The organism is Nocardiopsis sp. iso_237, from assembly GCF_056173345.1.
The window spans coordinates 1791576-1803733 of sequence record NZ_CM149669.1; the positions used below are offsets into that span (position 1 = coordinate 1791576).

The following is a 12158-nucleotide window of genomic DNA, read 5'->3' on the forward strand; positions in this document are numbered from 1 at the left end:
CACGAACGGTCGGCCCCGTTCTCGGTGCCGGTGGGTGTCAGGCGGCGGACGCGACCGGCACGGGTCCGCCTCCCATGGGGTCCGTCGGGGGCGTCGGAGGGCCCCGGCCGGTCAGAGCGCGTCGGCGAAGGGGTCCACGGTGAGGGGGCCGCCCGCCTCCTCGTCGGTGAGCAGGCAGGAGTCGAGGAGTTCCGTGAGCCGCCCGGCGTCGAGGTCCACGCCGGTGACGGCCAGGTGCTGGCGGCGGTCGCCCACCACCGGGTCCCAGTCCAGGGAGGCCGAGGCGCGACGGGTGTCGGAGACCAGGTCGAGGGCGGCGCCGGGCAGGGCGGCCAGCCAGGGACCCGCGCTCTCCAGCACCAGGGTGTCGTTGTAGGTCTCCCAGGACAGCAGGGTGTCGGGCCTGCTGGCCAGCCAGATCCGGCCGCGTCCACGGAGCCCGGCGGAGACGATCCGCTCCAGGGCCTCGTGCAGGCGGACCGGGTGCAGGGGGCGTCTGCGGGTCCACACCACGGTGCTGACCCTCGCGTCGGTGAGGTCCCGGTACTGGGCCCACGCCGGGTTGAGCCGGTTGGCGGCGACCTCGGGGCGGAAGCGCCCCTCGGTGAGGGCGATCAGGCCGCCTCCGGGCGGGACCACGAGGGTCGCCGGGTTCAGGTGCTCGACGAGCGCGCGGGCCTCGTGCCGGTGGCGGTCCCCGTGGAGGGCGACCACCGTGGGGTACTCGACCTGGCGGGAGAGGACCTCGGCGACGGTCCGCCGGTCCTCGGGGACGACGGTCAGGGAGCGGTCGGAGAGGTCGTCGACACAGGACAGGTCCGGGAGCAGGCGCTCGGCGTCGACGGCGGTGACCACGGCGGCCAGACGCAGTTCCTCGCGGGCGGCGATGGCCTCGGCCACGGAGCGGGGTTCGACCGCGTCCCAGGTCTCCACGACGCAGAGGCTGTGCTCGCCGCGCTCGGCCAGCTCCAGGAGGACGGGGAGGAGGTCCTCGCGCAGGGCGCAGGTGGCGCACGGGTGGTCGAGGTCGACCCGTGCGCGGTCCAGGACGCCCCACCTGCTGCGGGTGCGCCGGAGGACGACGCCCTCGGAGATCCCGTCCAGGTCGTGGTGGAGGGCCACGGCGCCGGGGACGGCGGTGATGAGGTCGTCCACGGTGCCGCGGCGGGCCAGCCGGTGCAACCCGGAGACCACGACCACGCGCAGGGGTGTCGCCACGGTCATGGGGGCCTCCCTGGAATGGAAACGATAATCATTATCGTAGCGCACCCGTGCGTCACCCCGGAACGGGGGCCCGCTGTGGGGCGGGCCCCGGAACCTCAGCCTTCGAGTATCGCGGCGTACCGCTCCAGGGCGAACTCCCCGCCCACGGCGTCCACGGGCGGTCGGATGCCGAGGCGCCCCATCAGTCTGGTGCCCCGGGCCAGGGCCAGTTCGGCCCGCTCCCGGATCCACGTCTCGTAGCGCCCCGCCTCCGGGGCCACGCTGTCCACCACGTACGGGGCCACGGTCTGGGCCTCCCGGACGGAGTGGCGCAGTGCCGCCTCGTAGGAGAAGAAGGCCCGACCGTGGTCGCCCTCCGTGAACACCAGTTCGCCCGCCAGGGCCAGGGCGCCCATCAGCGCGATGGTCGGCCCCTGCCCGCTCAGCTGGTCGGGGGAGCACGCGGCGTCACCCACCAGCACCACGCGGCCGTGCTCCCACACGTCCATGCGCACCTGGGTGGACGGCGCCACGCGCAGGTCGGTCTCGCGCGCGGCCCGCAGCAGCCGGGGCATCTCCCAGCCGTCCCGACCGAAGGCCTCCTCCACCCACCGTCGCCTGGCCTCCTGGTCCAGGGAGTCCGGGTCGATCGGGAAGCGTTCGCGCACCACCAGCGCCACCGAGGCCCGGTCGCCGCCGGGCAGGGCCGTGACCAGACAGCCCCGGTGCGGCCACACGTGCCAGGCCGTGGCGTTGCCGGTGCCGAGGACGTTGTCGGTCTCGAAGGTCGCCGTGTTGGCGCCGAGGTAGCGCAGGCGCTTCTCGTCCGGGCCGGGGAAGGCGAGCCCCCGCACGGGCGAGTACGGGCCGTCCGCGCCCACGACCAGGTCGAACCTGCGGGCGGGGGCGTGCGCGAAGGTGACGTCGACGCCGTCCGCGTCCTGCTTCAGCGCGGTGACGCCGTCGCCGGGCAGGTACTCGACGCGGCCCTCGTCCTCCCGCAGGGCGCCGACCAGGTCCTCGTGTCGGACGACGAGGTTCCCGGGGTCCCCGGGAACGCAGGTGGGTTCCCGGCGTCCGCTGACATGGGTGCGGACCTCGGTGACCGGGGAGCCGAGCGCGCGGACCCGCTCGCCCGCGCCCATCCGGTCCAGGAGGGCCATCCCCTGGCGTGAGACCTCGGCGGCGCAGGCCTCCGCGCGCGGCCCCGGGGCGACGTCGACGACCGTGGGTCGGAAACCCCGCCGGGCCAACCAGGTGGCCAGCGCGCTTCCGGCCACGCCGCCCCCGGAGACGAGGATGTTCCTGTTGCTGATCGGCACGTGGACCTCCGTGTGCGCTCGGATGGTGGTTCTCCCCGCCCGGAGGAGCCGGTGGAGGGCGCTCGGGTCGCCCCTCGGGGTTACTGTACCGTCCGGTTGGTACACATTGACGGGACGTCGGGTGGGGGCGGCGTCACGGAGAACCCTCACGTGCGGCGTGGTCGTCCGCCAGCGCGCGCAGGACCTCCGAGCAGCCCAACCCCACGGTCAGGGTCGCGGCGTCGTCACCGCGCGTGGCACCCCGGTTGAGGATGACCACTGGTTGGTCCTGCCCCACGGCGCGCTTCACGAACCGGCGGCCGGAGAAGACCGTGAGCGACGAGCCCACGACCAGCAGTCCTGCGGCCCGGTCGACCATCGCGTAGGCCTCCTCCACCCGTGGCCGGGGCACGTTCTCACCGAAGTACACGATGTCCGGCTTGAGGACCCCGCCGCAGTCGGAGCAGTCGGCCACCCGGAAGTGGGCGGTGGAGGCCAGCACGGCGTCGGCGTCCGGGGCCACCTCGACGTCGGCCACCTCCTCCGCGAAGCCCGGGTTGAGTGCGGTGAGGCGTACGGCCAGCTCCGCGCGGCCCGTCACGGTCCGACAGCCCAGGCAGACCACGCGGTCGTAGCGGCCGTGCAGGTCGATGACGTTCCGGCTGCCCGCCGCGTCGTGCAGGGTGTCCACGTTCTGCGTGATCACCCCGGACACGATTCCGGCGCGTTCGAGCTCGGCCAGGGCGCGGTGTCCGTCGTTGGGGGAGGTCCCCGCCACGTGGCGCCAGCCGACGTGGTTGCGGGCCCAGTAGTGGCGCCGGAAGGCCGCGTCCCCGACGAACTCCTGGTAGGTCATGGGTCTGCGCGGCGGTGAGTCCGGGCCCCGGTAGTCGGGGATGCCCGAGTCGGTCGAGATCCCCGCGCCGGTCAGTACGACCACCGGCCCCGCGCCGAGGACGTCGCGTACACGGCGGGCGGCCTCGGCCGCCCCGCTGGGGTGGAACGTGTTCGTCACCCTTCGAGGATAGGTCGTGGTTCCCCGGCGCCTCGGCCGCCGGGGGGCGGGGCCGGTGGCCTCGGCCCCCGGCAGACGCCTCAGACGGTCCGGACGGTCCGGAAGACCTCGGCCAGGCGCCCCTCGGGCAGCCCGCCCTCCGTGGCGTTGGCCCCCATCCACTGGCGCAGCATGGGCTCCAGCTCGTCGATGTCGCCGATCTGGCTCTCGTGCGCGGCCAGCGCGGCCACCTTGCGCTCGAAGACGTCGGTGATGTCCGAGTAGGTGTGCGGCGCGGGGCCGCCGGTCACCCACACCTCCGGGACGGTCCACGGGGCCAGGGCCTCCTCGTGGAGGAGCTCGCGGTGCGCGTGCGGGTTGCGGGAGTCGGGGAAGACGGCGTCGAACGCGGCCACGCCGGTGGCCATGTGGTCCGGGTGGCTGGCGGCGACGCTGTCCCAGTCGCGTTCGGGGTTGGGGATGACCATGCGGTCGGGGCGGACCTGACGGATCACCCGCGCGATGTCCCGGCGCAGGTCCAGGGTGGCCTGCACCCTCCCGTCGGGGTAGCCGAGGAAGCGCACGTCCTTGACCCCGACCTCGGCCGCCGCCCTGCGCTGCTCCTCGCGGCGCATGGCGGCGATCTCCGCGCTCTCCAGGGTGAGCTCGTCGCCACCGGCCTCGCCGTCGGTGACCATCAGGTAGACCACCTCGGCTCCGGCCCGGGTCCACACCGCCACGGTCCCCGCACAGGAGAAGTCGGCGTCGTCGGGGTGGGCCATCACGACCAGGGCGCGTTCGGGTACGTCAACCACCGGGGTTCCTTTCGTCGCGGGCCGCCCCGCGTGATCGATTCGGTCTACATCGTATGAAACCCCCACAGAAGACCGCCCCGGATCGCGGGCGGTCAGGGTTTGCGCGCGACGGCGCCGTACATGTCGGTGTCGGGGGCGCGGCCCACCTCCACCGGCTCCGGGCGCCACAGCGGGGCTGGGCCGACCCCGGGGGTGAGCAGCTCCAGACCGTCGAAGTAGGACGTGAACTCCGCCACGGTGTGGCCCCGGTAGGCCAGCGCGGCTTCCTTGTTCCACTCGTCCAGGGCGTCGGCGGCGCTGCCCTGGTCGGGCAGGACCGCGTCCGCCACCACCAGGAAGCTTCCTGAGGGCAGCGCGTCCAGGTACGAGCGGACGACCCTCGCCGCCTCCTCCATGGTGGGGAGGTGTCCGAGCGTGCCGATGACCGACAGCCCGACCGGCTGGTCCAGGTCGAGCAGCGCACCGGCGCGTTCCAGGACCCGCTCGGTGTCGCGCAGGTCGTGGTCGACGAACGCGGTGGCGCCCTCCTCGGTGCCCTGCAACAGCGCCCGGGCGTGGGTGAGCACCATGGGGTCGTTGTCCACGTAGACGATCCGCGCGTCCGGGGCGGCGGCCTGCGCGATCTCGTGGGTGTTCTGGTGGGTGGGCAGCCCGGTGCCGACGTCCAGGAACTGGCGGACGCCCTCCTCACGGGCCAGATGGGTGACGGTGCGGACCAGGAAGGCCCGGCCCGCGCGGGCGTCGACGGCGATCCCGGGGTGGATGCCGAGGATCTGGTCACCGAGCTCGCGGTCGACGGGGTAGTTGTCCTTCCCGCCGAGCCAGTAGTTCCACACCCGCGCGGAGTGCGGGGCGGAGACGTCGATGCCGTCGGGGGCCGAGGGGGTGTTCATGGGGTTCCGATCCGGTGGGGAGTGGAACGGCCCAGTCTGGCCGGTCCCTCCGGTCCGGTGCACCCCGACCCCCGGAAACCCCCGCCGCGCGGGCGTTTCCGCGTGCGGGACGGCGGGTGGCCGCCGTCGGGACGGCCACCCGGAGTCTCACCGGAGGTGGACGATCAGGTCGCCGCCCTCCACACGCTGGACGCCCTCGACGGCCACCCGCGCGACCACCCCGGCACACGGGGTGGTGATGGAGGCCTCCATCTTCATGGCCTCGATGGTCGCGACCGTGTCCCCGGCCGCGACCTCGTCGCCCACCGCGACGGTCGGGGTGACGACCCCGGCGAAGGGCGCCGCGACCTGCGCGGGGTCGTCGCGGTCGGCCTTCTCCGCCTCGGGCGCGTCCGAGGCCAGCGACCGGTCCCGCACGTGCAGCGGTCGCAGCTGGTCGTTGAGGGTGGTCATGACGGTGCGCATGCCGCGCTCGTCGGCCTCGCTCACCGCCTGGAGCCCGATGAGCAGACGCACGCCCGGCTCCAGGTCCACCACGTGCTCCTCGCCCTCGCGCAGACCGTAGAAGAAGTCCCGGCTGTCGAGCACACTGGTGTCGCCGTAGGCGGCGCGGTGCGCCTCGAACTCCTTCGTGGGCCCGGCGAACAGCAGCCGGTTCAGGGTGGCGCGGGGCTCCTCCGCCAGTCCGGCGCGGTCCACCTCGCTGAGCGGCGTGGTGGGGCGGGCCTCACCACGGCCGCGCAGCGCCTTGGTGCGGAACGGCTCGGGCCACTCGCCCGGGGGAACCCCCAGCTCACCCCGGAGGAAGCCCACCACTGAGTCGGGCACGTCGAACCGGTCCGGGTCCTGCTCGAACTCCTCGGGTGACACGCCCGCGCCCACCAGGTGCAGGGCCAGGTCCCCCACCACCTTGGAGGAGGGGGTCACCTTCACCAGACGGCCCAGCATGCGGTCGGCGGCGGCGTACACGGCCTCGATGTCCTCGAACCGGTCGCCCAGTCCCAGAGCGACCGCCTGGGTGCGCAGGTTGGACAGCTGGCCGCCGGGGATCTCGTGGTGGTACACGCGGCCGGTCGGTGAGGTCAGGGCGGCCTCGAACGGCGCGTACACCCTGCGTACCGACTCCCAGTACGGCTCCAGTTCGTTCACCGCGTCCAGGGAGAGCCCGGTGGGGGTGTCCGAGTGGTCGAAGGCGGCCACGATCGCGGACAGGGAGGGCTGCGAGGTCGTGCCCGACATGGACGCCACCGCGCCGTCCACCGCGTCCGCGCCCGCGTTCACCGCCGCCAGGTACGTGGCGAGCTGGCCCCCGGCCGTGTCGTGCGTGTGCACGTGGACCGGCAGGTCGAACTCGCTGCGCAACGCGCTCACCAGCCGGGAGGCGGCCGGGGCGCGCAGCAGCCCGGCCATGTCCTTGACGGCGAGCACGTGGGCGCCGGACTCCACGATCCGCTCGGCCAGCCTCAGGTAGTAGTCCAGCGTGTACAGCTTCTCGGCCGGGTCGGAGAGGTCGGCGGTGTAGCAGAGCGCGACCTCCGCGACCCCGGTGCCGGTCTCGCGGACCGCGTCGATGGCCGGGCGCATCTGCTCGACGTCGTTCAGGGCGTCGAAGATCCGGAAGACGTCCACGCCGGTCGCGGCGGCCTCCCGCACGAACGCGTTCGTGACCTCGGTGGAGTACGGGGTGTACCCGACGGTGTTGCGTCCGCGCAGCAGCATCTGGAGGGCCACGTTGGGCACGGCCTCGCGCAGTGCCGCCAGCCGTTCCCACGGGTCCTCGGCCAGGAAGCGCAGCGCCACGTCGTAGGTGGCGCCTCCCCAGCACTCCAGGGACAGCAGCTCGGGCAGGGTGTGCGCCACGGCGGGCGCGGCCGCCAGGAGGTCCTGGGTGCGCACCCGGGTGGCGAGCAGCGACTGGTGGGCGTCGCGGAAGGTCGTGTCGGTGACCCCCAGGGTCTCGGACTCGCGCAGCCAGCGGGCGAAACCCTCGGGTCCGAGGTCGAGCAGGCGCTGCCGGGACCCGGCGGGCGGGGCGCCCTCGGGGACGGCGGGGAGCTTGGCGGCCGGGTCGATCAGGTGGGGGCGTTCGCCGTGCGGCTTGTTCACCGTCACGTCGGCCAGGTAGGTGAGCAGGCGGGTGCCCCGGTCGGCGGAGGGACGCGCGGTCAACAGCTGGGGGCGCTCCTCGATGAACGAGGTGGTCACCCGGCCCTGCCGGAAGTCCTCGTCCTCCAGGACCGCCTGGAGGAAGGGGATGTTGGTGGAGATGCCGCGGATCCGGAACTCGGCCACCGCGCGCTGGGCGCGGCTCACGGCGGTGGCGAAGTCGCGGCCCCGGCAGGTGAGCTTGACCAGCAGCGAGTCGAAGTACGCGCTGACCTCCGAACCCGCCGCGGCGGTGCCGCCGTCCAGGCGGATGCCCGAGCCGCCGGGGGAGCGGTAGGCGCTGATCGTCCCGGTGTCCGGCCGGAACCCGTTGGCCGGGTCCTCGGTGGTGATGCGGCACTGGAGCGCGGCGCCGTGCAGGACGATCGCGTCCTGGGACAGGCCCAGGTCGGCGAGGGTCTCACCGGAGGCGATCCGGATCTGCGACTGCACGAGGTCCACGTCGGTGACCTCCTCGGTCACCGTGTGCTCGACCTGGATGCGCGGGTTGAGCTCGATGAACACGTGGCGGCCGTCCCTGCCCACCAGGAACTCGACGGTGCCCGCGTTGCGGTAGCCCAGCTCCCGGGCGAGCAGTACCGCGTCCCGGCACATGCGCTCGCGCAGGTCCGGGTCCAGGTTGGGGGCGGGGGCCAGCTCCACGACCTTCTGGTGGCGGCGCTGCACGGAGCAGTCGCGTTCGTAGAGGTGGATCACCTCCTCGCCGTCGGAGAGGATCTGCACCTCGATGTGGCGCGGGTCCACCACGGCGCGCTCCAGGAACACCGTGGGGTCACCGAAGGCGGTCTCCGCCTCGCGCATGGCCGCCTCGATGGACTCCCGCAGGGCGCCGGGCGCGTCCACCCGGCGCATGCCCCGGCCGCCGCCCCCGGCCACGGCCTTGACGAAGACCGGGAACCCGATCTCCTCGGCGGCGGCGACCAGGCCCTCCACGTCGGTGGAGGGCGCGGTGGAGTCCAGGACGGGGATGCCCGCCCGCTTGGCGGCCGCGATGGCGGTCGCCTTGTTCCCGGTCAGTTCCAGGACCTCGGCGGGCGGGCCGACGAAGGTGATGCCCGCCTCGGCGCAGGCTCGGGCCAGGGCGGGGTTCTCGGACAGGAACCCGTAGCCGGGGTAGACGGCGTCGGCGCCCGCCTCGAGTGCCGCGCGGACGATCTCGTCCACGGACAGGTAGGCGCGGACGGGGTGCCCGGGCTCACCGATCTGGTAGGCCTCGTCGGCCTTGAGCCGGTGCAGCGAGTGGCGGTCCTCGTGGGGGAAGACCGCGACGGTGCGGGCTCCCAGTTCGTGCCCCGCGCGCAGGGCGCGGATGGCGATCTCACCTCGGTTGGCCACCAGTATCTTCTCGAACATGCCGGATGCCTCCTGGACTCCGTGACGCGGTACCGGCACGGGCCGGCGCCGTCGCCGGTGTTGCCGGTACTCCGGGTGCTGCCGGTGGCCGCGCAGGGGCGCCACTCCAGGGAAGCGGTGCCCAGGCAGGGCCACGGGAACCCTAACGAGCGGCGCCGAGTTCGGTGCCGGTGGGGGTTACCCGTGGGTAGGTTCCTTCTTCGCTGGGGCGTTTCGCATGGTCTGCGTACTTCGGGACCTTCGGTGTCAGGGTTCAAGGGCTGTCGGGGGTCTGGAGCTGGCTGCGCTGAAGTGATACGTTCGTATCGATACGGACGTATTAAGGTTGTGTGAACATGCTCAAGAACGCCTCCGCTCGCTCGCGGATCCTCCTCGCCGGCTCGACCGCGCTGTGCCTGACGACCCTTGCGGGGACGGGGGTGGTCCTCCTGCCACCCCCGACCCTGGCGATGTGGCAGACCGCTCTGGTCGTGCTGGAGTTCTCGGCGGTGTTCGCGCTGGTGTCCCTGTGCGGAACGGCACTCGCCCTGGCGGCCATGCGTTCAGGTGGTGCCCGGGGGGCGCTCGTGCTCGCGCTGGCGAACGTGCTCCTTCTGGTCCTGGCACTGGTCCCCTCGGTTTCCGTCTGGCGGACGGCCCGTGCCGAGGGCGTGCGGCTGGACCCGCTCCAGTACGCCGCCGGGTTCGCCACGACGGCCGACCGCGAACCGGTCACGGTCGAGTACGCCACCCCGGCGGGAGAACCGCTGGAGCTCGACGTCTGGCAGCCGGAGGGCGGGGTCCCCGAGGACACCCGCCTGCCGGTGGTGGTCAACGTGCACGGAGGCGCGGCGGACCTGCCGCAGAGTCTGCTGCCCCGCTGGGACACCTGGCTCGCGGACGGCGGAGGGCAGCGGGTGGTGTTCGACGTGGACTACCGGTTCTTCCCGGACGGCGACTGGTCGGCCTCGCTGGCCGACGTACGCTGCGCCCTGGGGTGGGTGTACGAGAACGCCGCCCGGTACGGCGGCGACCCCGACCGCATCGCGCTCAACGGCCAGTCGGCAGGCGGACTCCTGGTCCTCCTGGCCGCGCACGCGGATGGTCCCGAGCCCAGTTGTGACACCGAGGTTCCGGAGGTGGCCGCGGTCGTCGCCTGGTACTCAGTGACGGACGGCACCGCTGACGCTCCGCCGGTGCCCTGGCGCCAGCGGCGGTCACCGGTGGGGGACGAGCTCCTGGAGTCGAGTGAGCGCATGGTCGGCGGCCCTCCGGAGGAACACGCGCGGGAGTACGAGGCGATGTCCCCCGTTCGTCAGGTGGACGCGGACGGTCCCCCCACCCTGCTGATCACCGCGGGCCACGACTTCTTCATCGGCACCGAGGACAACAGTCGAATGGCCGAGCGCCTCACTTCGGTGGGCGTTCCCCACCATCATGTGGAACTGCCGTGGACCGAGCACATGTTCGACCTGAACTGGGGTGGATTCTCCAGTCAGGTCGCGCGGCAGAGTATCGACGACTTCCTGGGTGCGCATTTGTAGGACCGGGTCTCACCCTCGACGAAATCCGTGAGGGCGCGGAACTGTTCCTTTTGTGCCGGGTCGGAAACTCGGCGCCGCCGGATTCCTGTCCGGGGGGCCGTGCTCAGACGGAGACACCGCCGTAGGTCACCCCGGACAGGTCGGCCAGATCGCGCTTCCACGCCACCAGGTCGTCGGGCTCGAACCCGCCCAGGTGGTCGTGACCGCAGGCCCGGGCCATCACCTGCATGAGCTCCACCGAGGAGCGCAGGAACCGGTTGAGCCGCTCGGCGGCCTCCGCCACGGGCAGACGTGCGCGCAGGTGCGGCCGCTGGGTGGCGATGCCCACGGGGCAGTTGTTGGTGTGACAGGCGCGCATGCCCAGGCAACCGATGGCCTGCATGGCGGAGTTGGCGACCGCGACGGCGTCCGCGCCCAGGGCCAGCGCCTTGACGAAGTCGGCGGGTACCCGCAGGCCCCCGGTGATGATCAGGGTGACGTCGCGGCGGCCCAGTCGGTCCAGGTGGCGCCGGGCGCGGGCCAGCGCTGGGATGGTCGGCACGGAGATGTTGTTCCGGAACAGCAGGGGAGCGGCGCCGGTGCCGCCGCCCCGACCGTCCAGGATCACGTAGTCCACCCCGATCTGGAGCGCCGCGTCCAGGTCGCGTTCGATGTGCTGGGCGGACAGCTTGAAGCCGACCGGGATGCCCCCGGTGGCCTCCCGCACCTCGGCGGCCACCCTGCGGAAGTCCGCGACGGAGACGAGGTCGGGGAAGCGGGCCGGGGAGATCGCCGGAACGCCCTCGGGGAGGTCGCGCACCTCGGCGATCCGCCCGCTCACCTTGCTGCCCGGCAGGTGACCGCCGGTCCCGGTCTTGGCCGCCTGACCGCCCTTGAAGTGGAAGGCCTGGCAGCGGGCCACCTTGTCCATCGAGTAGCCGAACCGAGCCGACGCGAGCTCGTAGAAGTAGCGGCCGTTGGCCTCCTGCTCCTCGGGGAGCATCCCGCCCTCGCCCGAACAGATGCCGGTGCCCGCCAGTTCGGCGCCCCGGGACAGCGCGGTCTTGGCCTCGGCGGAGAGCGCGCCGAAGCTCATGTCCGAGACCAGGAGCGGGATGTCCAGGACCAGCGGGCGGCGGGCGTTCGGGCCGATCACCACGCTGGTGGCCACCGGGTGGTCGTCGAGCAGGGGAGGCGTGTGGAGTTCGGCGGTGACGATCTGGAGGTCGTCCCAGGAGGGCAGCTCGCCCCGGGGCACGCCCATCGCCGCCACCTCGCCGTGGTGGCCCACCCGGGTGAGCCCGTCCTCGGCCAGCTGGTGGATGCGGTCGTTGAAGGGTTCGTCCGGGGTTCCCGCGAAGTCGGCGTAGGAGCCCTGGTAGGCGGAGCGGTCGAAGTTCTGCGGGTGGTCCCGTTCCCAGGCGCGGATCTCGTCCTCGTCGACCCAGACCCCGCCGTCCTCCACCCAGGCCTCGAACCTCTCCAGGTCCTCGCCCTCGTAGTAGAGGTTGACGCCGCTGCGCGCGTCGTAGGCGGAGCCGTGGACCCCGCAGACGAGCCGGGTCCCGTCCTCCACGGTCGCGTCGGACATGAGCGCGCCCCGGTGCTGGCAGCGGCCGAACAGGACCCGGACCTCGTCCCCGGAGGCGGTGGACCCGGGGGTGGGGGTGTCGGCGGACACGGAGGACCCGGGCAGGCGGAGCACGGCCAGGTCCACGTTGGAGACCCGTGCGTGGGCGGGCCGGAGCGGTTCAAGGTCGTCCCAGTCGGCTACCTTCGTGGCCCGCATGCCGTGCTCCTCAGGTCGTGGGTGCCAGCGCGGCCCCGTCGGGGACGGTCGGCCACGCGGGGATCACGGCAAAGTGTATTGAGTTGACTACCCTCCGTGTTCATCGACATGCCTGGAGCCGGACACGGGGCGGCGCCCGCCA

8 protein-coding genes are annotated in these 12158 nt (G+C 73.0%); 1 reads left to right on the top strand and 7 read right to left on the bottom strand.

Features of this window, described 5'->3' with window-relative positions; translation table 11 throughout:
* Positions 1-111: 111 nt before the first annotated feature.
* The 6 genes from AC0VYM_RS08100 to AC0VYM_RS08125 all read right to left on the bottom strand — a co-directional run bounded on the left by AC0VYM_RS08100 (position 112) and on the right by AC0VYM_RS08125 (position 8725).
* Positions 112-1224 carry a CobW family GTP-binding protein gene (locus tag AC0VYM_RS08100; protein ID WP_475460667.1) on the bottom strand — a complete coding sequence of 371 codons (1113 nt, stop codon included), beginning with the start codon at positions 1222-1224 and terminating at the stop codon, positions 112-114.
* A 95-nt stretch (positions 1225-1319) separates the two neighbouring features.
* Positions 1320-2525, bottom strand: coding sequence for an FAD-dependent monooxygenase (locus AC0VYM_RS08105; protein WP_475460669.1), 1206 nt, complete (start codon positions 2523-2525; stop codon positions 1320-1322).
* A 133-nt stretch (positions 2526-2658) separates the two neighbouring features.
* On the bottom strand, positions 2659-3519 hold the full coding sequence (locus tag AC0VYM_RS08110; RefSeq protein WP_475460670.1) for an NAD-dependent protein deacetylase: 861 nt from the start codon (positions 3517-3519) through the stop codon (positions 2659-2661).
* 80 nt (positions 3520-3599) lie between these two features.
* Positions 3600-4313, bottom strand: a complete 714-nt coding sequence (locus tag AC0VYM_RS08115; RefSeq protein ID WP_475460672.1) for a PIG-L deacetylase family protein — start codon at positions 4311-4313, stop codon at positions 3600-3602.
* A gap of 92 nt (positions 4314-4405) precedes the next feature.
* A complete protein-coding gene (locus tag AC0VYM_RS08120; protein ID WP_475460674.1) occupies positions 4406-5206 on the bottom strand; it encodes an SAM-dependent methyltransferase in 801 nt (266 codons plus the stop codon).
* Between the two features lie 147 nt (positions 5207-5353).
* Complete coding sequence (locus AC0VYM_RS08125; protein WP_475460676.1) at positions 5354-8725, bottom strand: pyruvate carboxylase; 3372 nt, start codon at positions 8723-8725, stop codon at positions 5354-5356.
* Between the two features lie 335 nt (positions 8726-9060).
* On the opposite strand from AC0VYM_RS08125, the gene AC0VYM_RS08130 reads away from it, so the two are divergent.
* Complete coding sequence (locus AC0VYM_RS08130) at positions 9061-10248, top strand: alpha/beta hydrolase (RefSeq protein ID WP_475462973.1); 1188 nt, start codon at positions 9061-9063, stop codon at positions 10246-10248.
* A gap of 103 nt (positions 10249-10351) precedes the next feature.
* Here AC0VYM_RS08130 and AC0VYM_RS08135 read toward each other — a convergent pair whose 3' ends face one another.
* Positions 10352-12016, bottom strand: a complete 1665-nt coding sequence (locus tag AC0VYM_RS08135; RefSeq protein ID WP_475460678.1) for a glutamate synthase-related protein — start codon at positions 12014-12016, stop codon at positions 10352-10354.
* Between the last annotated feature and the right edge of the window lie 142 nt (positions 12017-12158).

Excerpts from the sequence above, each read along its gene's own strand:
- AC0VYM_RS08100 (WP_475460667.1), bottom strand. The coding sequence starts at position 1,224 with ATGACCGTGGCGACACCCCTGCGCGTGGTCGTGGTCTCCGGGTTGCAC.
- AC0VYM_RS08120 (WP_475460674.1), bottom strand. The coding sequence starts at position 5,206 with ATGAACACCCCCTCGGCCCCCGACGGCATCGACGTCTCCGCCCCGCAC.
- AC0VYM_RS08125 (WP_475460676.1), bottom strand. The coding sequence starts at position 8,725 with ATGTTCGAGAAGATACTGGTGGCCAACCGAGGTGAGATCGCCATCCGC.
- AC0VYM_RS08130 (WP_475462973.1), top strand. The coding sequence starts at position 9,061 with ATGCTCAAGAACGCCTCCGCTCGCTCGCGGATCCTCCTCGCCGGCTCG.
- AC0VYM_RS08135 (WP_475460678.1), bottom strand. The coding sequence starts at position 12,016 with ATGCGGGCCACGAAGGTAGCCGACTGGGACGACCTTGAACCGCTCCGG.